Here is a 20926-nt window from a genome sequence, read left to right as displayed (position 1 = left end):
GAAAAAGCCATCGGTTCGTGCGGTACCTGCCCTACTGGCGGGTAGGTACCGCACTGCCGGGTATGGGGCAACTCGATGTCACGGCCGTGGTCCCGGAGAGGTAGGGTCGACAGTGGTCGGGGACATCCCAAATACAGCTCGCCGGCGTCACAGCCGGCGTACCAACGAGGAGATCGGTTCGTGACGATCCGCGTAGGCATCAACGGGTTTGGCCGCATCGGTCGCAACTACTTCCGCGCGTTGCTGGAGCAGGGCGCCGACATCGAGATCGTGGCCGTCAACGACCTGGGTGACACGGCGACCACGGCTCACCTGCTGAAGTACGACACCATTCTGGGCCGCCTCAAGCAGGAGGTCTCGCACACCGAGGACACCATCACCGTCGGCGGCAAGACGGTCAAGGTCCTCTCCGAGCGCAACCCCGCCGACATCCCGTGGGGCGAGCTGGGCGTCGACATCGTCATCGAGTCGACCGGCATCTTCACCAAGAAGGAAGACGCCGAGAAGCACATCACCGGTGGCGCCAAGAAGGTCATCATCTCCGCCCCGGCGAAGAACGAGGACATCACCCTCGTCATGGGCGTCAACCACGACCAGTACGACGCGGCGAACCACCACGTCATCTCCAACGCCTCCTGCACCACCAACTGTGTGGCGCCGATGGCGAAGGTGCTGGACGAGAACTTCGGCATCGTCAAGGGCCTGATGACGACGGTGCACGCGTACACCAACGACCAGCGCATCCTGGACTTCCCGCACAAGGACCTGCGTCGCGCGCGTGCCGCCGCCGAGAACATCATCCCGACCACCACCGGTGCCGCGAAGGCCACCGCCCTGGTGCTGCCGCAGCTCAAGGGCAAGCTGGACGGCATGGCCATGCGCGTGCCGGTGCCGACCGGCTCGGTCACCGACCTGGTGCTGGAGCTCGGCCGCGAGGTGACCAAGGAAGAGGTCAACGCCGCCTTCCAGAAGGCCGCCGAGGGCGAACTGAAGGGCATCCTCGAGTACACCGAGGACCCGATCGTCTCCTCCGACATCGTCAACGCCCCGGCGTCCTGCACCTTCGACTCGTCCCTGACCATGGTTCAGGACGGCAAGAACGTGAAGGTCATCGGCTGGTACGACAATGAGTGGGGCTACAGCAACCGTCTCGTCGACCTGACGGTCTTCGTGGGCAACCAGCTCTGATCGCGGAGCGGACGGCCTGATATGAGTGCAGGGCTCGGCCGGTGCGGCAACGCGCCGGGCGAGCCCTGACGCACGTATCGGAGCAGACGCCCTCTTCCGATCACGAGCGATCACGAGCGAACACGAGCTCTAGCCAGGGAGCCCCCATGAAGACGATCGACGAACTCCTCTCCGAAGGTGTCGCGGGCAAGCGGGTCTTCGTCCGCGCCGACCTCAACGTGCCGCTGGACGGCACCACCATCACCGACGACGGCCGGATCCGTGCCGTGGTGCCCACCGTCAAGGCGCTCGCCGAGGCGGGCGCCCGCGTGGTCGTCGCCTCGCACCTGGGCCGCCCCAAGGGCGCCCCGGACCCCGCCTTCTCCCTCGCCCCGGCCGCCGCGCGCCTCGGTGAACTCCTCGGCGCCGACGTCGCCTTCGCGACCGACACCGTCGGCGAGTCCGCCACCGCCACCGTCGGCGGCCTCGCCGACGGCCGGGTCGCGGTCATCGAGAACCTGCGCTTCAACGCCGGCGAGACCAGCAAGGACGACGCCGAGCGCGGCGCCTTCGCCGACCGGCTGGCCGCCCTCGCCGACGCGTACGTCGGCGACGGCTTCGGCGCGGTGCACCGCAGGCACGCCTCGGTCTTCGACCTCCCGGCGCGCCTGCCGCACTACGCCGGGTACCTCATCGCCACCGAGGTCGGCGTGCTGAAAAAGCTCACCGACGACGTCAAGCGGCCCTACGTGGTCGCCCTCGGCGGCGCCAAGGTCTCCGACAAGCTGGCCGTCATCGACCAGCTGCTCGGCAAGGCCGACCGCATCCTCATCGGCGGCGGCATGGCGTACACCTTCCTCAAGGCCCAGGGGCACGAGATCGGCACCTCGCTGGTGCAGGAGGACCAGATCCCGGCCGTCCGGGAGTACCTGGAGCGCGCCGAGAAGAACGGCGTCGAGCTGCTGGTGCCGGTCGACACGCTGGTCGCGGCCGAGTTCCCCGACATGAAGACCAAGGCGCCCGCCGACCCCGGCACCGTCGCCGCCGACGCCATGCCCGCCGGTGAGATGGGCCTGGACATCGGTCCCGATACCCGGGCGCTGTACGCCTCGAGGCTCGCCGACGCCGGCACCGTCTTCTGGAACGGCCCCATGGGCGTCTTCGAGCACCCCGACTACGCCGAGGGCACCAAGGCGGTCGCCCAGGCCCTGACCGACTCTCCGGGATTCACCGTGGTGGGCGGCGGGGACTCCGCCGCCGCGGTCCGTACCCTGGGCTTCGACGAGCAGGCATTCGGCCACATCTCGACCGGAGGCGGCGCCTCCCTCGAATACCTCGAGGGCAAGACGCTCCCCGGCCTCGCCGCACTGGAGGACTGACCCTCAATGACCACCCGTACGCCGCTGATGGCGGGCAACTGGAAGATGAACCTCAACCACCTCGAGGCCATCGCCCACGTCCAGAAGCTCGCCTTCGCCCTGGCCGACAAGGACTACGAGGCCGTCGAGGTCGCCGTCCTGCCGCCCTTCACCGACCTGCGCTCCGTGCAGACCCTCGTCGACGGCGACAAGCTGAAGATCAAGTACGGCGCCCAGGACATCTCCGCGCACGACGGCGGCGCCTACACCGGCGAGATCTCCGGCCCCATGCTGGCCAAGCTGAAGTGCACCTTCGTGGCCGTCGGCCACTCCGAGCGCCGCCAGTACCACGCCGAGACCGACGAGATCGTGGGCGCCAAGGTCAAGGCCGCCTACAAGCACGGCATCACCCCCATCCTCTGCGTCGGCGAGGAGCTGGAGGTCCGCGAGGCGGGCAACCACGTCGCCCACACCCTCGCCCAGGTCGAGGGCGGACTGAAGGACCTCCCGGCCGAGCAGGCCGAATCCATCGTGATCGCCTACGAGCCGGTGTGGGCCATCGGCACCGGCAAGGTCTGTGGCGCCGAGGACGCCCAGGAGGTCTGCGCCGCCATCCGCGGCAAGATCGCCGAGCTCTACACCCAGGAGCTGGCCGACGGGGTCCGCATCCAGTACGGCGGCTCGGTCAAGTCCGGCAACGTCGCCGAGATCATGGCGCAGGCCGACATCGACGGTGCCCTGGTCGGCGGTGCCTCGCTGGACGCGGAGGAGTTCGTCAAGATCATCCGTTTCCGGGACCAGTGAGTAGGCCATAGGGCCGATCCGTCGTACCCTTGCGGGGTCCAGTCCTGTGCTGGGCCCCGCGTCGTCCATCCGAATCCGAGGAAGTTGGTCCAGCCGTGGTTATGGGGTTCTCCATCGCCCTGATCGTCTTCAGCCTGCTGCTGATGCTGCTGGTGCTGATGCACAAGGGGAAGGGCGGCGGCCTCTCCGACATGTTCGGTGGTGGCATGCAGTCCTCCGTCGGCGGCTCCTCGGTCGCCGAGCGCAACCTCGACCGGATCACCGTCGTGGTCGGTCTGCTCTGGTTCGCGTGCATCGTGGTGCTCGGCATCACGATGAAGGTGAACAACTGACCCGAGGGCGCATTCCGCTCGCATTTCCACGTGAAGCCCCATGTTGGGTACGCGCCGTCGAGCGCGGCCTATCATGGGGCTTGCGTCTGGATGCGAGGAAAGGTAACTCCTATCACTGGACGCGCGTTGGGCCTTACGTAGACTGAGGCGCTCGCGGCGAAGCGGAAGGCCGACTCGCTTCGCGGCACCATCACGCAGGGAGTTACGACCGTGGCAAGTGGCAACGCGATCCGGGGAAGCCGGGTCGGGGCGGGGCCGATGGGCGAGGCCGAGCGCGGCGAGTCCGCGCCGCGGCTGCGCATCTCCTTCTGGTGCTCCAACGGGCACGAGACACAGCCGAGCTTCGCAAGCGACGCGCAGGTGCCCGATACCTGGGACTGCCCCCGCTGCGGCTTTCCGGCCGGGCAGGACCGCGACAACCCCCCGGACCCCCCTCGTACCGAGCCCTACAAGACGCACCTCGCCTACGTGCGGGAGCGCCGCAGCGACGCCGACGGCGAGGCGATCCTCGCCGAGGCGCTCGCCAAGCTGCGCGGCGAGATCTGAGGCTTCACCGGGGCAGCCCCTGAGCCCGCGGCCGGGACCGGCTCGCACTCCGGACTCCTTCGGCCTTCTTCACCGCTGATCAATTAGGTTGGGAACAGCCGGCACAGCGGGGACACCGAAGGAAGAAGGCTGAAGTCCGAGATGAACGCAGACGGCCGTACGAGGCTCAACCAGACGCCCGAGTGGACCGCACTGGCCAAGCACCGTGAGGAGCTCGGCGAGGTGCGGCTGCGCGAGCTGTTCGCCGCCGACCCCGCCCGCGGCACCGGGTACACCCTCCGGGTCGGTGACCTGTACGTCGATTACTCCAAGCACCTGGTCACCGACGAAACCCTGCGGCTGCTGCGGGAGTTGGCCGCCGCAACCGATGTGTCCGGGCTGCGCGACGCCATGTTCCGCGGCGAGAAGATCAACACCACCGAGGACCGCGCGGTGCTGCACACCGCGCTCCGGGCCGCCCGCGACGCGGTGATCGAGGTCGACGGGGAGAACGTCGTCCCGGCCGTGCACGCCGTCCTCGACAAGATGGCCGACTTCGCCGGCCGGGTCCGCTCCGGCGAGTGGACCGGACACACCGGTCGGCGCATCCGCGCCATCGTCAACATCGGCATCGGCGGCTCCGACCTCGGCCCCGCCATGGCGTACGAGGTGCTCCGCGCCTTCACCGACCGCGACCTCACCGTCCGCTTCGTGTCCAACGTGGACGGCGCCGACCTGCACGAGGCGACCCGGGACCTGGACCCGGCCGAGACGCTGTTCGTCATCGCCTCCAAGACCTTCACCACCATCGAGACGGTCACCAACGCCACCTCCGCGCGGACCTGGCTGCTCGACGGGCTGGGTGCGGGCGACGAGGCGGTGGCCAAGCACTTCGTCGCCCTGTCGACCAACGCGGAGAAGGTCGCCGGGTTCGGCATCGACACGGCGAACATGTTCGAGTTCTGGGACTGGGTCGGCGGCCGCTACTCCTACGACTCCGCGATCGGCCTCTCGCTGATGATCGCCATCGGCCCGGACCGCTTCCGGGAGATGCTCGACGGGTTCCGCCTCGTCGACGAGCACTTCCGCACCGCCCCCGCCGAGTCCAACGTGCCGCTCCTCCTCGGCCTGCTGGGCGTCTGGTACGGCAACTTCCACGACGCGCAGTCGCACGCGGTCCTGCCGTACTCGCACTACCTGTCGAAGTTCACCGCCTACCTCCAGCAGCTCGACATGGAGTCCAACGGCAAGTACGTCGGCCGGGACGGGCGCGAGGTGGAGTGGCAGACCGGCCCCGTCGTGTGGGGCACCCCGGGCACCAACGGGCAGCACGCCTACTACCAGTTGATCCACCAGGGGACGAAGCTGATCCCGGCCGACTTCATCGGGTTCGCCGAGCCCGTCGCCGAGCTGAGTGACGAACTCAAGGCGCAGCACGACCTGTTGATGGCCAACTTCTTCGCCCAGACGCAGGCCCTCGCCTTCGGCAAGACCCCGGACGAGGTGCGCGCCGAGGGGGTGCCGGAGGAACTCGTCCCGCACAAGACGTTCAAGGGCGACCACCCCACCACCACGATCCTCGCGCGCGAGCTGACGCCGTCCGTGCTCGGCCAGCTCGTCGCGCTCTACGAGCACAAGGTGTTCGTCCAGGGCGCGATCTGGAACATCGACTCCTTCGACCAGTGGGGCGTCGAGCTCGGCAAGGTCCTCGCCAAGCGCGTCGAGCCCGCGCTCACCGAGGGCGCCGACGTCCCGGGCCTGGACCCCTCCACCAAGGCGCTGGTCGCCACCTACCGGGAGCTGCGCGGGCGCCGGTGAGCCGACGCGGTGAGCGGGCGGCCAGCACACCGCCCGCTCCCGTAGAATCCCCGGCGATCATCGCAGCGAGCGCTCGGGGGGCCACAACATGGCACGTACATACGGAAGTTGGACCGGGGGAACACTCAGGGCCCGGACCTTCCTCAAGCCCCACCACGTGGCGAAGGCGGTCTTCCACCCCGCGTGGATCCCGCAGTCGCTCGACCCTTCCGTCGAGCGGCTCAAACGCATCCGCGTCATCGCCGGAGGGATCGCTTCCGTCGGCGTCTACACCGTCCTGGAGGGCGGCTTCGACATCACGGAGCTGCTGGAGAACGCGATGATCGCCTCGGCGGTGCTGCTCTTCCTCACGCCGACGACGGTCGGCGTGATGCTCCTCGTCTGGCGGCGCACCGGCACCGTGCGGCGGCTGAAGGTGTCGCTCCTCAACTCCCTCAAGCTGCTCCTGCTGTTCATCGGCTGCGTGGTCGCGACGATGATGCTCGCGCAGTCGACGAACTCCGCCGGCGGCAACCCCCTGCTGCTTCTGGGGGTGGGCGCGGTCATGATGTGGATGCTCGTCTTCGTCGTTGCCGGAGCCGTGCGGGTCTCCGGCAACTTCTTCGGCACGGCCGCCGTGCACCGCTGTCTGCCCGCGCTGCTCGCCACGGTGACCACCTGGCTGATGGCGATCCCCGACCTGGTCACCGGCGATCTGCACGGGCTCAGCCTCACCATGGGCATCGTCTTCATCCTCGGCGCTCCGGTCACCGTCACGGCGATCGCCGTGCTGGAGACGGGCCGGCTCAGGCGCCGCTACGGCATCCGTCTGCGCACCCACCCGGCGAGCCTCCCGCCGGTCCCCGGCCCGATGCCGCCGGTGCCGCCGACCGGACTGCCCCACGTACCCCCGCAGGGAAATCCGTACGGCCACCCGCAGCCGGTGCACGCGCCCTGGGCGGGCACCCCCTACGGGCACCCGCAGCCCCCGTACGTCCCCAGTACGGGCGGCCACCCGTACGCGCCCGGCGTGGGCGGGAACCCCTACGCCCCTCATCCGCAGCCGCCGTACGCCCCGCAGCCCTCGCACGGCAACCCGTACGGGAGCTGACGCGCCGGCCGGGGTGCTCCTCAGGCCACCGCGCCGAGCGTGTCCGCGAGACGGCGGCGGGCCGCTCGACCGGCCGGGAGGGCGGCGAGCGCGGCGGCGCCCAGCACCGCGGCCGTACCGAGCAGCAGCAGGAGCAGCGGGGAGGGGCCCTGGGCGATGCCGGCGCCGATGCCGCTCGATCTCCCCTGGGCGTCGATCAGCCAGTGCGCCAGCGGCAGCCCCAGGGCCACCGCGAGCAGCATCGCCGCCAGGGCCGTAGCGGCGGTGGCCGTGACCGTGACGGCGGTGATCTGCCGGGGGGAGAGGCCGATGGCCTTGAGCGCGAGCAGATCGCGTTCGCCCTCGCGGACCGTGCCGCCGATCGCCGTCAGCAGTTCGATCAGCCCGATCAGCGCGAGGATCACGATCAGCCCGAGCACGACCGCGCGCAGCGGGGACAGTCCGTCCGCCGGATTGGTCACCGTGTGCACGTCCAGGTGGCCGAGGCCCGCCGAGGCCAGCCGGGCGGCGACCGCGTCCGGGTCGGCGCCGGGCTCCAGCCGGAGCTGGTAGCGGCTCGGCCGCAGGTCCGGATCGCCCGCGCGGAGGGTGTCGAGCGAGGTGGAGATGACCCGTCCGGCGTTCTCCGGTTCGATGCTGCGGCCGACGATGTGCAGGATCTGCGGCCGGTCGCCGACGGTCATCCGCACCCAGTCACCGACCCGCACGTGCAGCAGGTCGAGCAGCCCCTGCCCGGCCACCGCCTCGTGGGGTCCCCGCGCGGCGCGGCCCTCGGCCAGCGTGAACGGGTACGGCTGCGCACGGGTGCCGAGTCCGCGCAGGGCGATGGTGGCGGTCTGGCCGGGGACCAGCGCGGCCACCTCCACGCCCGGGTAGGCGGCGGCGACCTGCGGATCGCGCTCCAGCAGGGCGCGGGCCTCCGCGACGTCCAGTGAGGCGTCCGCGCGGACACCGAGCGCGGTGGGCATCCCCATGCGTTCGGGACTGCTGTGGAAGCGGTCGATGGTGGTCCAGGCGCTCAGTGCCACCACGATCAGCAGCAGCGGCAGCGCCAGCCTGCCCACCGCGCCCAGCGAACGCGACCGGCGGCCGAACGCCTTGTGCCAGCCCAGCACCAGCGCGGGCGGCACCCGTGCGCCCAGCGCCCGCCGTGCCACACCCGTCAGCCGTCCCGCCGGGAGTGCCGCGGGCCGCGGCACCGGCACGGGCGGCACCCGTCCCGCCCGCCAGGCGGCCAGCCCGGTGGTCGCGCCGATGAACAGCACTGCCGCCGCCGGGACCGCCAACAGTGCCGCCGTGTGCCCGGGCAGCCCCTGCCACACGTCGACCGCGTCCCCGAGCCGCCCCGGCACCGCGCCGCCCAGCGCCTCGGTGAGCGCGGCGGCGGCCACCGCCCCGAGCAGGGCGTAGACCAGGTGCTGCACCAGGAAGACCCGGACGACCTGGCCGGGCGTGAAACCGATCGCCTTCAGGACGGACAGGTCCCGCAGGTGCCCCCGGATCCGGGTGGCGATCGCCCCGTGCACGGCGAACCCGGCGGCGACCAGCGCGCCGAGCCCGAACAGTCCCAGCACCTGCCCCAGCAGCCGGTTGTCGCCCTGCGCCTCGGCCCGCGCCTGCTGCCAGGTCGTCACCTCGCCGATCGCCCCGGCGCCCAGCTCGGTCACCGCCCGCTGCACCGCGTACCCGCTGTCGCCCGGGTCGGTCAGCCGCAGCCCGACGACCTGCCCGCCCGGTTCCGGCACCGCCGCCGGCAGGGCCCACACCAGGCCGGAGCGCTCACCCGGCCGGTAGCGCGGCTCGGCGCTGTCGGCGATGCCCACCACGGTCAGTCTGCGCGCGGTGCCGGGCACGGTGAGCGTGTCACCGGGCGTGGTGAGCAGCGCCCGGGCGAGCCGGCTCTCCAGGACCACGCCGTCCGGGGTGGCCGGGTCCAGCCAGTGCCCGGAGGTCATCAGCGGGCGGCCCACCTCCGGTCGGGCGGGGGTGGAGCGCAGCTCGACAAGGGCGCGGCCGCCCTTGGAGGCGAGGGTGAGGGAGGACGTCGGGTAGGGGCCGGCGACGGACTCGACACCGTCCAGGCCGGCCAGCTCGCCGGCGTCGGCGGCGCTGGTGGTGTGCAGCGTGACGTGCGCGCCGTGCGCCTGGGTGAAGACGCGCTGCCAGGGGTTGGTGGCGTAGCCGAAGAGGGCCGTGGCCAGCAGCAGGGACGCGACGATGCCCGCGGTGGCGAGCACCAGGAACAGCGCCTCGCCGCGGTGCCTGCGCAGATCGGAGTGCGCCCAGCGCAGAGTCGCCCGCACCGGTGGTCAGTCCTTCGAAGGGAGGTCGTGGCGGCGCATGTCAGTCCCTGAGCTCCAGCACGCCCGAGGTGCCGGCCCGGCGCGTCGGTGCGCCGCCGTCCAGCTCCGCGTCGTCGGCGATCCGGCCGTCGAAGAAACTGATCACCCGGTCCGCGGCGCTGGCCAGCCGGGCGTCGTGCGTGACCAGCAGGATGGTCTGCCCGCGCCGGTGGAAGCGGGACAGCAGCCGCATCACCTCGCGGGTGCCCCTGCTGTCGAGGCTGCCCGCGGGCTCGTCGGCCAGCAGCAGCGGCGGATGGTTGACCAGTGCCCGCGCGAGGGCGACCCGCTGCTGCTCACCGCCGGACAGCTCGCCCGGCATGCTGCGCTCCTTGCCCTGGAGGCCCAGCTCGGCCAGCAGCTCCTCGCGCTCGGCGCGGGCCTTCCTCGGGGGCACCCCGGCGAGCAGGGCGGGCAGCTCCACGTTGTCGGCGACCGACAGGTCGGAGACGAGGTTGAAGAACTGGAACACGATTCCGATGCGCCTGCGGCGCTCCACGGCCCAGCGGGCCTCGCCGTAGCCGTCGGTGCACTCGCCGTCCAGCCAGATGCTGCCCGCGTCGGGCCGCTGGAGCCCGCCGAGCAGGTGCAGCAGCGTCGACTTGCCCGCACCGGACGGGCCGGTGATCGCCACGAACTCGCCCCGGGTCACCCGCAGATCCACCCCGCGCACGGCCCGGGCCGGGGCGCCCTCGCCGTGGTGCGTCTTGACCAGGCCCTCGGCGCGCAGCACTTCAGCGGTGCTCTCGCTCACTGAAGCTCCTCCAGCTCTTCCTGGCACCGTTCCAGCCAGTCGAGGTCGGCCTGCAGGTGCAGCATCGCGCCCTCGATCAGCAGGTGGGAGATGCGGTTGTCCCGGTCTTCGGCCGCGGCCAGCTTCGAGAGCTGCCGCATGCTGTTCAGGTACTGGCGCCGCTGTCTGTTGATCAGCGCGATCTGGTCGGCGAGACCGGTCTGCGGGGCGAGGGCCAGTTTCATGAAGAACTCGTCCCGCACCCGCGGTTCGTCCGCCGTCTCCTCGTACCAGGCGCGCAGCGCCTCCCGCCCGGCGTCGGTGAGGTGGTAGACCTTCTTGTTGGGCCGGCTCGACTGCTCGACGTCCTCGCCCTCGATCAGTCCGGTCTTCTCCAGGCGGCCGAGGGTGACGTAGATCTGGCCGACGTTCGGCTGAGGGTACGCGGCGCCCAGCAGTTGCTCAAGGTCCTGCTTGAGCTCGTAGCCGTGGGCCGGGCCGCGGGCGAGCAGGGCCAGGAGGGCAAGCCGCACTCGTGCTCTCCTCCTCGCGTCCTGGGGGCAATGTGCCGCAGGCCCTAGTATCGCCCATACCTAACGGGTATACATGGCCTCTGACTCGGACGATGGTGCCCGGGTGCCGGTGTACAGGGAGGAACCTATGCGGTGGATCCATGCCGCGGGTAGGGGCCTCCTCGTCCTGATCGTGGTCCTGACCGGTCACGTCGCCTCCGGCGCACGGGCGGGCGAGCCCGCCGGGAGTGGCCGCGGACCGCTCACCCTGGCCACGGCCGGCGACCTCACCGGCTATCTCGGCGCCGTCCTCGACGGCTGGAACCGCACCCATCCCGGCGAGAAGGTCACCCTCGTCGAGCTGCCCGACTCGGCCGACGAGACCCGCGCGCAGATGATCACCGACCTGCGCGGCGGGGAACGCGGCCGCTTCGACGTGCTCAACATCGACGTGAGCTGGACCTCGGAGTTCGCCGCCGCCGGGTGGATCCGTCCGCTGCCCCGTGACCGCTTCCCGCTCGGCACCTTCCTGCGCCCGGTCGTGGGCACCGCGACCTACGACGGCCGGCTCCACGCCGTCCCGTACGTGACCAACGCCGGGCTGCTGCTGTACCGCAAGGACGTCCTCGACGCGGCGGGCGTCCCGCCGCCGCGCACCTGGGCCGAGCTGGAACACGCCGCCGAAACCCTCGCCCCACGCCACGGACTCGACGGATACGCGGGCCAGTTCCTCCCCTACGAGGGGCTGACGGTGAACGCGGCCGAGGCCGTCTACTCGGCGGGCGGCACCATCCTCGGCGACGAGGGGGAACGCGTCACCGTGAACTCCCGCGCGGCCCGGGAGGGCATCGGTTTCCTGGCCCGCGGGATCCGTGAGGGATGGATACCGAAGGAGGCGCTGGCGTACAAGGAGGAGGAGTCCAGGCACGCCTTCCAGGACGGGCGGCTGCTCTTCCTGCGCAACTGGCCCTACGCCTACGTCGCGGCCTCCGCCCCGGGATCGAAGGTCGCCGGCAAGGTCGGCGCCGTGCCGCTGCCCGGTCCCGGGGGCCCGGGCACCAGTGTCCTCGGCGGCTCCAACCTGGCCGTCAGCAGCCACGCCCGGCACCCCGACTCCGCCGCGCGCCTGATCGCGTACCTCACCAGCGAGCGCGTCCAGCGCCAGGTGCTCACGCGCGGCGCGCTGCCGCCCGTACGGGCCGACCTGTACGACGATCCCGGGCTGGTCCGGCGGTTCCCGTACCTGCCGACCCTGCGGGAGAGCGTGCGGGCCGCCGCTCCGCGCCCGAAGAGCCCGCACTACGACCAGGTGAGCCTGGTGGTGCAGGCGGTGGTGCACGACGCGATGGCCGGGCGGCAGACGCCCGAGGCCGCGGTGCGCCGGCTGGCGGGCGAGCTCGCCGCCGTCTCCTCCCGATAGACCGGAACTCTTTCGCCTTTCTAGTTACCTGTTAGGTAACGCGAACGTCTCAACTGTGCCCGTTGTCTGGACTTTCGTCCCGGTTTGCTTCACCCAACCGCCCGGTAGCTTGCGCAGGTTCATTGACACCCTCTCGACATCCCTACTTAACATGCATGCATAACAACTAGGCCTTCTCAGAGACAGGTCAATGGTGTGAACAGGCAGAACTGGTGGCGTGACGCGGTGATCTACCAGGTGTACGTCCGCAGCTTTCTGGACAGCACCGGTGACGGCATCGGCGATCTCGCCGGAGTCAGAGCGGGACTGCCCTACCTGAGGAAGCTCGGCGTGGACGGCATCTGGCTGAGCCCCTTCTACCCGTCGCCGCAGCACGACCACGGCTACGACGTGGCCGACTACCGCGACGTCGACCCGGTCTTCGGCGACCTCGCCGAGTTCGACCTGCTGGTGGCCGCAGCCCGCCGGCTCGGCATCAGGATCCTGCTCGACATCGTCCCCAACCACTGCTCCAGCGAGCACCCCTGGTTCCGCGAGGCCCTCGCCGCCGCCCCCGGCAGCCCCGAGCGCGCCCGCTTCCACTTCGCCGACGGCCGCGGACCGGACGGCGCCGAGCCGCCCAACAACTGGCACGCCATGTTCGGCGGCCCCGCCTGGACCCGGGTCACCGAGCCCGACGGCCGCCCCGGCCAGTGGTACCTGCACATGTTCACGCCCGAACAGCCGGACTGGAACTGGCGCGAGCCCGAGGTCGCCGCCGACTTCGACCGCACCCTGCGCTTCTGGCTGGACCGGGGCGTCGACGGCTTCCGCATCGACGTCGCCGCCGGACTCTTCAAGCACCCCGAACTGCCCGACTCCCCGGACCCCGAGGCCGACGCCCGCACCCGCGACTCGGTCAACCCGCTCGCCTGGAACCAGCCCGAGGTGCACGACGTGTGGCGGCACTGGCGCTCCGTGTGCGAGGAGTACACCGCCCGCGACGGCCGCGAACGGCTCCTGGTCGGCGAGGTCTCCGTCCCCACCGCCCGCGAACACGCCCGGTACGTCCGCGCCGACGAGCTCCACCAGGCCTTCTTCTTCGACCTGCTGGGCGCCCCCTGGGACGCCGACGCCTTCCGCAAGGTCATCTCCGAGGCCATGCAGGACATCGCCGGCACCGGCTCCACCGTCACCTGGGTCCTCAACAACCACGACCAGGTCCGCACCGTCACCCGCTACGGCGAACCCGCCCCCGAGGGCAGCGGGCTCGGCGCCGCCCGCGCCCGCGCCGCCGCCCTGCTGATGCTGGCGCTGCCCGGGGCCGCGTACATCTACCAGGGTGAGGAACTGGGCCTGCCCGAGGTCGTCGACCTGCCCGACGAGGTGCTCACCGACCCGATCTTCCGCCGCACCGGCAGCCGCGCGCGGATACGGGACGGCTGCCGGGTGCCGCTGCCCTGGTCGGGACAGGCCTCCCCGTTCGGCTTCACCTCCGGTGCCCTCGCCAAGCCCTGGCTGCCGCAGCCGGAGTACTTCGCCGAGTACGCCACCCACCGCGCGCTCGCCGACACCCGCTCCTCCTGGCACCTGTACCGCGACGGCCTCCACCTGCGTTCCGCACTGGAGCAGCTGGGCGACGGCACGCTGAGCTGGCTGGAGACCCAGCCCGGCGTCCTCGCCTTCACCCGCGGTGACGGCCTCGTCTGCGCCGTCAACTTCACGACCGCCCCCGTACCCGCTCCCGTTCCCGGCACCCCGCTGCTCGCCAGCGGGCCCTGCCCGGCCGGAGTGCTTCCCGGCTCCACCGCCGCCTGGTGGATCGACGCCCCCTGAGAAGCACGCTCCCTCACGCCCGTACACCGAAGGGACATCGATGATGATGCGACGACGTACCACCCTGCTCACCGGATGCACCGCCCTCGTCCTCGCGCTCGGCGCGACCGCCTGCGGCGGCAGCGAGCCCGTCGCGGCCGGCGGCGGCGACAGATCGCTCGACGGCCAGACCGTCACCGTCGCCGGCGTCTGGTCCGGCAGCGAGCAGAAGAACTTCCAGAAGGTGCTGGACGCCTTCACCGAGAAGACCGGCGCCAAGACCCAGTTCGTCTCCACCGGCGACAACGTCTCCACCGTCGTCGGCAGCAAGATCGAGGGCGGCAACGCCCCCGACGTCGTCATGGTCCCGCAGGTCGGCGTGCTCAAGCAGTTCGCAGGGAACGGCTGGCTCAAGCCCCTGGACAAGAAGGTCGCCGCCACCGTCGGCGACAACTTCGCCGAGGTCTGGCAGAACTACGGCAGCGTCGACGGCACCCTCTACGGCCTCTACTTCAAGGCCGCCCACAAGTCGACCGTCTGGTACAGCCCCGAGGCCCTCGAACAGGCCGGCGTCACCCCGCCGAAGACCTTCGACGCCATGCTGAAGGACGGCCGGACCGTCTCCGACTCCGGACTCGCCGCCTTCTCCGTGGCCGGACAGGACGGCTGGACCCTCACCGACTGGTTCGAGAACGTCTACCTCTCGCAGGCCGGACCCGAGAAGTACGACGCCCTCGCCGCGCACGAGATCAAGTGGACCGATCCGACGGTCGTCGAGGCGCTCACCACCCTCGGCACGCTGTTCAAGGACAAGCAGCTCATCGCCGGCGGCCAGAAGGGCGCCCTCAACACCGACTTCCCCGGTTCGGTGGAGAAGGTCTTCGGCCCCGAGGCCGAGGCCGCCATGGTCTACGAGGGCGACTTCGTCGCCGGCGTCGCCAAGGACCAGTTCGGCAAGGACATCGGCACCGACGCCAACTTCTTCCCCTTCCCGCCGGTCGGCGACGGCGAGGCCCCCGTGGTCAGCGGCGGCGACGCGGCCGTCGTCCTCAAGGACGGCAGGAACAGCGAGGCCGGCATGGCGCTCGTGGAGTACCTGGCGAGCCCCGAGGCGGCCGCCGTCTGGGCCGGGGCGGGCGGCTTCCTCTCCCCGAACAAGAAGCTCGACCTCTCCTCCTACGGCGACGACGTCACCCGGGCCACCGCCAAGTCCCTGATCGCCGCCGGCGACTCGGTCCGCTTCGACATGTCCGACCAGGCCCCCGCGGCCTTCGGCGGCACCAAGGGCGCCGGCGAGTGGAAGATCCTCCAGGACTTCCTGCGCGACCCGGCCGACCCCGCGAAGACCGCGGCCGAACTCGAGAAGGCCGCGGCCAAGGCGTACGGGAACTGACGGACATGACCGCCACCCTGGTGAAAGAGGCGAGCCCTCCGGCACCTGTGCACCCCGGCGGCGCGCGCGCCCGGCGCCTGCGCCGCCGGGGGCGGGTCATCGCCCTGCTGTTCGTGTTCCCCGCGCTGCTCCTGCTGGGCGCGCTCGTGGTCTACCCGGTGCTGTTCTCCGTCGGCCGCAGCCTCTTCGACGCCTCCGGCGACGAGTTCGTCGGCGGCGGGAACTACGCGGAGATGTTCCGCGACCCGACCACCCTCACCGCCGTCCGGAACACGGCCGTCTGGGTCGTCGTCGCGCCGACCCTGCTGACCGGACTCGGACTGATCCTGGCCGTCCTGGTGGAGAAGATCCGCTGGGCCACCGCCTTCAAACTGCTGCTGTTCATGCCGATGGCGGTCTCCTTCCTGGCGGCAGGCATCATCTTCCGGCTCGCCTACGACGAGGACCCCGACAAGGGCGTCCTCAACGCCGCCGTCGTCTCCGTCCACGACGCCTTCCGGGGCAGCTCCTCATACCCGACCGCGCGAGCGCGGGACGGCGAGGGTCTGACCAAGGAGGCGGACGGCTCGTACGTCACCGGTGCGGACGTCTCGCCCGGCGGGACGGCCGCCGTGCTGGGCCTGGTCGGCGTCGCCCCCAAGGACCTGCCGGGCGATGCAGCCCCCGCCTTCGCGGCGGCCGGGAAGGCCGGCGCCGACGAGGTGCGCGGCGTGGTCCACCTCGACTTCACCCCCGGCGGGGGAGGGAAGCCGGGCGTGGTCGATCCGGGGGAGAGCGGCCTGCCCGGCGTCACGGTCGAAGCGGTGCGCGAGGGGGACACCGTCGCCCGCACCACCACCGCCGCCGACGGCTCGTTCCGGTTCACCGGGCTGGAGGGCGGCCCGTACGCCCTGAAGCTGCCGTCGTCGAACTTCGCCGCCCCCTACGACGGCATCTCCTGGCTCGGCCCGGCGCTCGTCACCCCCGCGATCATCGGGGCGTACCTGTGGATCTGGACCGGGTTCGCGATGGTGCTGATCGGCGCGGGGCTCGCCGCCCTGCCCCGGGACGCGCTGGAAGCGGCCCGCATGGACGGCGCCAACGAGTGGCAGATCTTCCGCCGGATCACCGTCCCGCTGCTGGCGCCCGTCCTCACCGTCGTCTTCGTGACCCTGGTCATCAACGTGATGAAGGTCTTCGACCTGGTGTACATCATCGCGCCGGGGCCGGTGCAGGAGGACGCGACCGTGCTCGCGACGCAGATGTGGCTGGTGTCGTTCGGCGGCGGCAACAACCAGGGGCTGGGCAGCGCGCTCGGCGTGCTGCTGCTGCTCCTGGTCGTTCCGGCCATGGTGTTCAACGTGCGCCGTTTCCGAAGGAGTGAGCGATGAACGCGGTGCGGCGGGTGCTCGGCAGCACGGTGGTACAGGCCTTCCTGGTGGTCATCGCTCTGGTGTGGATGACACCGCTGGCCGGCCTCTTCCTGTCCTCGCTGCGGTCGGCCGAGGACACGGCGAAGGGCGGCTGGTGGACCGTGTTCACCGACCCCGGGCAGCTGTCCTTCGACAACTACTCGGCACTGCTGGAGAATTCGGGCATCACCCAGGCCTTCTGGAACACCGTGCTGATCTCGGTGCCGACGACCGTGCTGGTCGTGGTCGTCGCGGCGCTCGCCGGATACGCCTTCGCCTGGCTGGAGTTCCCCGGACGTGACGCCGTGTTCCTCGTCGTGGTCGCGCTGCTGGTCGTGCCCGTGCAGATCGGCCTGCTGCCGGTCGCCAAACTCTTCGGCCAGCTGGGGCTGTTCGGGACCATTCCGGGCGTCGTGCTGTTCCACGTGGCGTACGGGCTGCCGTTCGCCGTGTTCCTGCTGCGGAACTACTTCGCGGAGATGCCGAAGGAGATGCTGGAGGCGGCGCGGATGGACGGGGGGAGCGAGTGGCGTATCTTCACCCGGCTGGTGCTGCCGGTGGGGCGGCCGGCGATCGCGAGCCTCGCGATCTTCCAGTTCCTGTGGGTGTGGAACGACATGCTGGTGGCGCTGTTGTTCGCGGACAGTTCCTCGCAGCCGCTGACGGTCCAACTGCAGTCGCAGATCCGGCAGTTCGGGAGCAACATCGACGTGCTCGCGCCGGGGGCGTTCCTGTCGCTGATCGTGCCGGTCGTGGTGTTCTTCGCGTTCCAGCGGCACTTCGTGCAGGGGGTCATGGCGGGGTCGGTGAAGTAGGGGGGGCGGGGCGGTGGGGGGTTTCGCCCCCGCCGCCCCTTCCCTGTCCCGTTTCCGGGGCTGCGCCCCGGACCCCCTTCCGGCCCTGGACGGGCCTCGTCCTCAAACGCCGGACGGGCTGTTCAGGTGTGACGCCGCTGCCTGGTCCAGGAGCCACAGGGTCTCGGTCCGGCCCTTCGCCAGGGCGGCCGGGACCTGCGGTGCGTCCGCTCCCGACAGGGCGGTCGCCACCGCCTCCGCCTTGTCCTCGCCCGCGGCCAGCAGCCAGACCTCCCGCGCCGCCCGGATCGCCGGGAGGGTCAGGGTGATCCGGGTCGGCGGGGGCTTCGGGGCGTCCTGGACGCCGACCACCGTGCGTTCCGTCTCGCGGACCGCGGGGAGTCCGGGAAAGAGGGACGCCACATGGGTGTCCGGGCCCACGCCCAGCATCAGGACGTCGAAGGCGGGGACGGGGTCGCCCGCGGCGGCGAGCTCGTCCGCGTAGGCGGCCGCCGCCGCGTCCACGTCCGGGCCGTGCGGGCCGTCCGACGCGGGCATGGCGTGCACGCGCTTCGGGTCCAGCGGCACCGCGTCGAGCAGCGCCTCGCGGGCCTGGGTGACATTGCGGTCCGGGTCGCCCTCCGGCAGGAAGCGTTCGTCGCCCCACCACAGGTCCAGCCGGGACCAGTCGACCGCGTCCCGCGCCGGGGCCGCGGCCAGCGCGGCCAGCAGACCGTTGCCGTTGCGGCCACCGGTCAGGACCACGGACGCCGCACCCCGGGAGGCCTGCGCGTCCACGATCCTGGTGATCAGCCGGGCCGCGGCGGCCTGAGCCATCAGCTCCTTGTCCCGGTGCACGACCAGCCGCGGTGCCGCACTCATTTCGCCGCCGCCTTCTTCACCGGGGCCTGCGCCGTCGCCTGGGCCGCGGGAACCTTCGCAGCCGACTCGATGGGCGTGAGGACCGCTTCCCGTCCTCCTTTGGCCGGCCCGTCAGCCCCGTTCGAGGACTTCAGCCGCTCCACGCCGTACCGCAGCGCCGAGGCGTAGGTGTCGTCCGGGTCGAGGCGGCGCAGCTCCTCCGCGATCAGCTCCGCCGTGTCGCGGCGCTTGAGCGCCACCGCCCGCTGGGGCTGACCCTGGATGGACAGCGTCGCCAGCGAACCGTCGGCGCGGTCCAGCGCGATCGGGCCGCAGTCGGTGTCCATGCGGACCGCCGTGAGCCCTGGACCGGCGGAGCGGGTGCGCCTGACGGGAACGTCCAGCCGGTCCGCGAGCCACATCGCCAGCAGCTCACAGCTCGGGTTGAACTCCTCGCCCTCCACCTCCACGCCCTGCACCTCGCAGGCGACCTGGTCCAGCGCCGCGGCCAGCATCGAACGCCAGGGCGTGATGCGGGTCCACGACAGGTCCGTGTCGCCGGGAGTGTAGGCCTCGGCCCGGGCGGCCAGCTCCTCCACCGGCTTCTCGCAGGCGTAGGTGTCGGTCACCCTGCGCTGGGCCAGCGCGCCCAGCGGGTCCTGCGCCGGGTCCAGCGGGGCGTTGACCGGCCACCACACCACCACCGGGGCGTCCGGCAGCAGCAGCGGCAGCACCACCGACTGGGCGTGGTCGACGACCTCGCCGTACAGACGGAGGATGACGGTCTCGCCGGTACCGGCGTCCGCGCCGACCCGCACCTCGGCGTCCAGCCGTGACTGGGTCCGGTCACGGAGCGAGCGGGAGACACGCTTGATGACGACGAGCGTGCGCGAAGGGTGCTCGTGGGCGGCGTCGCTCGCCGCCTTCAGCGCGTCGTAGGCGTTCTCCTCGTCCGTGACGACGACCAGCGTCAGCACCATGCCGACGGCGGGGGTGCCGATGGCGCGGCGGCTCTTGACCAGCGCCTTGTTGATCTTGCTGGCCGTGGTGTCCGTGAGGTCCGTCTTCATGGCCGGCGCCAGCTCCGTCCGTCTCGCTCGAGCATTTCGTCCGCCTCGACGGGACCCCACGTGCCGGCCGGGTACTGGGCCGGCCGGCCGTTGGCGTCCCAGTACTCCTCGATGGGGTCGAGGATCTTCCAGGACAGCTCGACCTCCTCCGTGCGCGGGAAGAGGTTGGAGTCGCCGAGCAGGACGTCGAGGATCAGCCGCTCGTACGCCTCCGGGCTGGACTCGGTGAACGACTCGCCGTAGGCGAAGTCCATCGACACGTCCCGGATCTCCATCGACGTGCCCGGCACCTTCGAGCCGAAGCGCACGGTGACGCCCTCGTCGGGCTGCACGCGGATGACGATCGCGTTCGAGCCCAGCTCCTCGGTGGCCGTGGTGTCGAAGGGGGAGTGCGGGGCCCGCTGGAAGACGACGGCGATCTCCGTCACCCTGCGGCCCAGCCGCTTGCCGGTGCGCAGGTAGAAGGGGACGCCCGCCCAGCGGCGGTTGTCGATGCCGAGGCGGATCGCCGCGTAGGTGTCGGTCTTGGAGGAGGCGTCGATGCCGTCCTCCTCCAGGTACCCGACCGCCTTCGCGCCGCCCTGCCAGCCCGCCGCGTACTGTCCGCGCACGGTGTCGCGGCCCAGGTCCTTCGGCAGCCTCACGGCCCCGAGCACCTTGGTCTTCTCCGCGGCCAGCGCGTCCGCGTCGAAGGAGGCGGGCTCCTCCATCGCGGTCAGCGCGAGCAGTTGCAGGAGGTGGTTCTGGATGACGTCGCGGGCGGCGCCGATGCCGTCGTAGTAGCCGGCCCGGCCGCCGATGCCGATGTCCTCGGCCATGGTGATCTGCACGTGGTCCACGAAGGACCGGTTCCAGATCGGCTCGAACATCGTGTTGGCGAAGCGCAGCGCCAGGATGTTCTGGACGGTCTCCTTGCCCAGGTAGTGGTCGATCCGGAACACCTGGTCCGGGGCGAACACCTCGTGGACGATTCGGTTCAGCTCCTCGGCCGACTTCAGGTCGTGCCCGAACGGCTTCTCGATCACCGCGCGCCGCCAGGACCCGTCGGTCTGGTCGGCCAGCCCGTGCTTCTTCAGCTGCTGGATGACCACCGGGAAGGAACGCGGCGGCACCGACAGGTAGAAGGCGAAGTTGCCGCCCGTGCCCTGGGCCTTGTCCAGCTCGTCGATCGTGTCCCGCAGCCGCTCGAAGGACTCGTCGTCGTCGAAGGTGCCCTGCACGAAGCGCATGCCCTGGATGAGCTGCTGCCAGACCTCCTCACGGAAGGGGGTGCGGGCGTGCTCCTTGACCGCGTCGTGCACCTCCTGGGCGAAGTCCTCGTTCGCCCACTCCCGGCGGGCGAAGCCCACCAGCGAGAAGCCCGGCGGCAGCAGCCCCCGGTTGGCGAGGTCGTACACGGCCGGCATGAGCTTCTTGCGCGACAGGTCACCCGTGACGCCGAAGATGACCAGGCCCGACGGCCCCGCGATGCGCGGGAGCCGCCGGTCCGCCGGGTCACGCAGCGGATTGCTGCTCGACAAGG

At 71.2% G+C, this 20926-nt stretch carries 18 protein-coding genes; 12 read left to right on the top strand and 6 right to left on the bottom strand.

Annotated features, from left to right (window positions below; all coding sequences use genetic code 11):
- Nucleotides 1-180: 180 nt before the first annotated feature.
- The 7 genes from gap to ACZ6A9_RS05165 all read left to right on the top strand — a co-directional run bounded on the left by gap (nucleotide 181) and on the right by ACZ6A9_RS05165 (nucleotide 7094).
- The gene (gene gap, locus ACZ6A9_RS05195; RefSeq protein ID WP_468978645.1) at nucleotides 181-1188 is read left to right on the top strand and encodes a type I glyceraldehyde-3-phosphate dehydrogenase; all 1008 of its coding nucleotides are present in this window, start codon (nucleotides 181-183) and stop codon (nucleotides 1186-1188) included.
- Nucleotides 1189-1334: 146 nt separating this feature from the next.
- Nucleotides 1335-2546 (top strand): phosphoglycerate kinase, encoded by a 1212-nt coding sequence (locus ACZ6A9_RS05190; RefSeq protein ID WP_468978641.1) that lies wholly within the window; start codon nucleotides 1335-1337, stop codon nucleotides 2544-2546.
- 6 nt (nucleotides 2547-2552) lie between these two features.
- Nucleotides 2553-3329, top strand: coding sequence for a triose-phosphate isomerase (gene tpiA / locus ACZ6A9_RS05185; RefSeq protein ID WP_468978637.1), 777 nt, complete (start codon nucleotides 2553-2555; stop codon nucleotides 3327-3329).
- Between the two features lie 101 nt (nucleotides 3330-3430).
- Nucleotides 3431-3661 carry a preprotein translocase subunit SecG gene (secG, locus tag ACZ6A9_RS05180; RefSeq protein WP_037938704.1) on the top strand — a complete coding sequence of 77 codons (231 nt, stop codon included), beginning with the start codon at nucleotides 3431-3433 and terminating at the stop codon, nucleotides 3659-3661.
- 210 nt (nucleotides 3662-3871) lie between these two features.
- On the top strand, nucleotides 3872-4207 hold the full coding sequence (locus tag ACZ6A9_RS05175; RefSeq protein ID WP_003957010.1) for an RNA polymerase-binding protein RbpA: 336 nt from the start codon (nucleotides 3872-3874) through the stop codon (nucleotides 4205-4207).
- Between the two features lie 141 nt (nucleotides 4208-4348).
- Nucleotides 4349-6004, top strand: coding sequence for a glucose-6-phosphate isomerase (gene pgi / locus ACZ6A9_RS05170; protein ID WP_468978633.1), 1656 nt, complete (start codon nucleotides 4349-4351; stop codon nucleotides 6002-6004).
- An 88-nt stretch (nucleotides 6005-6092) separates the two neighbouring features.
- Nucleotides 6093-7094, top strand: coding sequence for a DUF3824 domain-containing protein (locus ACZ6A9_RS05165; protein WP_468978632.1), 1002 nt, complete (start codon nucleotides 6093-6095; stop codon nucleotides 7092-7094).
- 20 nt (nucleotides 7095-7114) lie between these two features.
- Here the strand turns inward: ACZ6A9_RS05165 and ACZ6A9_RS05160 are convergent, their stop codons facing one another.
- From ACZ6A9_RS05160 to ACZ6A9_RS05150, 3 genes are read right to left on the bottom strand one after another with little or no spacing between them, the layout of a single operon-like run.
- On the bottom strand, nucleotides 7115-9397 hold the full coding sequence (locus tag ACZ6A9_RS05160) for an ABC transporter permease (protein ID WP_468978629.1): 2283 nt from the start codon (nucleotides 9395-9397) through the stop codon (nucleotides 7115-7117).
- Nucleotides 9398-9437: 40 nt separating this feature from the next.
- Complete coding sequence (locus ACZ6A9_RS05155; RefSeq protein ID WP_468978626.1) at nucleotides 9438-10190, bottom strand: ABC transporter ATP-binding protein; 753 nt, start codon at nucleotides 10188-10190, stop codon at nucleotides 9438-9440.
- Nucleotides 10187-10702, bottom strand: coding sequence for a PadR family transcriptional regulator (locus ACZ6A9_RS05150; protein ID WP_228968121.1), 516 nt, complete (start codon nucleotides 10700-10702; stop codon nucleotides 10187-10189). Before ACZ6A9_RS05150 ends, ACZ6A9_RS05155 begins: the two co-directional genes overlap by 4 nt.
- A 127-nt stretch (nucleotides 10703-10829) precedes the next feature.
- On the opposite strand from ACZ6A9_RS05150, the gene ACZ6A9_RS05145 reads away from it, so the two are divergent.
- The 5 genes from ACZ6A9_RS05145 to ACZ6A9_RS05125 all read left to right on the top strand — a co-directional run bounded on the left by ACZ6A9_RS05145 (nucleotide 10830) and on the right by ACZ6A9_RS05125 (nucleotide 17494).
- The gene (locus ACZ6A9_RS05145) at nucleotides 10830-12101 is read left to right on the top strand and encodes an ABC transporter substrate-binding protein (protein ID WP_468978623.1); all 1272 of its coding nucleotides are present in this window, start codon (nucleotides 10830-10832) and stop codon (nucleotides 12099-12101) included.
- A gap of 195 nt (nucleotides 12102-12296) precedes the next feature.
- Complete coding sequence (locus tag ACZ6A9_RS05140; RefSeq protein ID WP_468978620.1) at nucleotides 12297-13916, top strand: glycoside hydrolase family 13 protein; 1620 nt, start codon at nucleotides 12297-12299, stop codon at nucleotides 13914-13916.
- A gap of 43 nt (nucleotides 13917-13959) precedes the next feature.
- Entirely contained in the window at nucleotides 13960-15288 is a 1329-nt protein-coding gene (locus ACZ6A9_RS05135; protein ID WP_468978617.1) for an ABC transporter substrate-binding protein, read from the top strand.
- Between the two features lie 5 nt (nucleotides 15289-15293).
- Nucleotides 15294-16658 (top strand): ABC transporter permease, encoded by a 1365-nt coding sequence (locus tag ACZ6A9_RS05130; protein WP_468978615.1) that lies wholly within the window; start codon nucleotides 15294-15296, stop codon nucleotides 16656-16658.
- Complete coding sequence (locus ACZ6A9_RS05125) at nucleotides 16655-17494, top strand: carbohydrate ABC transporter permease (protein WP_228968125.1); 840 nt, start codon at nucleotides 16655-16657, stop codon at nucleotides 17492-17494. Before ACZ6A9_RS05130 ends, ACZ6A9_RS05125 begins: the two co-directional genes overlap by 4 nt.
- A gap of 102 nt (nucleotides 17495-17596) precedes the next feature.
- Here ACZ6A9_RS05125 and pgl read toward each other — a convergent pair whose 3' ends face one another.
- The 3 genes from pgl to zwf are packed head-to-tail and all read right to left on the bottom strand — an operon-like array spanning nucleotide 17597 to nucleotide 20924.
- On the bottom strand, nucleotides 17597-18355 hold the full coding sequence (gene pgl / locus ACZ6A9_RS05120; RefSeq protein ID WP_468978611.1) for a 6-phosphogluconolactonase: 759 nt from the start codon (nucleotides 18353-18355) through the stop codon (nucleotides 17597-17599).
- A complete protein-coding gene (gene opcA, locus ACZ6A9_RS05115) occupies nucleotides 18352-19404 on the bottom strand; it encodes a glucose-6-phosphate dehydrogenase assembly protein OpcA (RefSeq protein ID WP_468978609.1) in 1053 nt (350 codons plus the stop codon). Before opcA ends, pgl begins: the two co-directional genes overlap by 4 nt.
- Nucleotides 19401-20924: a glucose-6-phosphate dehydrogenase gene (gene zwf, locus ACZ6A9_RS05110; RefSeq protein ID WP_468978606.1), complete on the bottom strand. Its 1524-nt coding sequence runs from the start codon at nucleotides 20922-20924 to the stop codon at nucleotides 19401-19403. Before zwf ends, opcA begins: the two co-directional genes overlap by 4 nt.
- Nucleotides 20925-20926: the final 2 nt, after the last annotated feature.

It is taken from the genome of Streptomyces sp. NPDC041124 (assembly GCF_055592385.1).
Note: the sequence above shows the minus strand (reverse complement) of the source record. Positions and strands in the feature narration are given on the sequence as shown.

Coding starts and splice junctions, on each gene's coding strand:
- ACZ6A9_RS05190 (WP_468978641.1), top strand. CDS start 1,335: ATGAAGACGATCGACGAACTCCTCTCCGAAGGTGTCGCGGGCAAGCGG.
- tpiA (WP_468978637.1), top strand. CDS start 2,553: ATGACCACCCGTACGCCGCTGATGGCGGGCAACTGGAAGATGAACCTC.
- secG (WP_037938704.1), top strand. CDS start 3,431: ATGGGGTTCTCCATCGCCCTGATCGTCTTCAGCCTGCTGCTGATGCTG.
- pgi (WP_468978633.1), top strand. CDS start 4,349: ATGAACGCAGACGGCCGTACGAGGCTCAACCAGACGCCCGAGTGGACC.
- ACZ6A9_RS05165 (WP_468978632.1), top strand. CDS start 6,093: ATGGCACGTACATACGGAAGTTGGACCGGGGGAACACTCAGGGCCCGG.
- ACZ6A9_RS05145 (WP_468978623.1), top strand. CDS start 10,830: ATGCGGTGGATCCATGCCGCGGGTAGGGGCCTCCTCGTCCTGATCGTG.
- ACZ6A9_RS05135 (WP_468978617.1), top strand. CDS start 13,960: ATGATGCGACGACGTACCACCCTGCTCACCGGATGCACCGCCCTCGTC.
- ACZ6A9_RS05130 (WP_468978615.1), top strand. CDS start 15,294: ATGACCGCCACCCTGGTGAAAGAGGCGAGCCCTCCGGCACCTGTGCAC.
- ACZ6A9_RS05125 (WP_228968125.1), top strand. CDS start 16,655: ATGAACGCGGTGCGGCGGGTGCTCGGCAGCACGGTGGTACAGGCCTTC.
- pgl (WP_468978611.1), bottom strand. CDS start 18,355: ATGAGTGCGGCACCGCGGCTGGTCGTGCACCGGGACAAGGAGCTGATG.
- opcA (WP_468978609.1), bottom strand. CDS start 19,404: ATGAAGACGGACCTCACGGACACCACGGCCAGCAAGATCAACAAGGCG.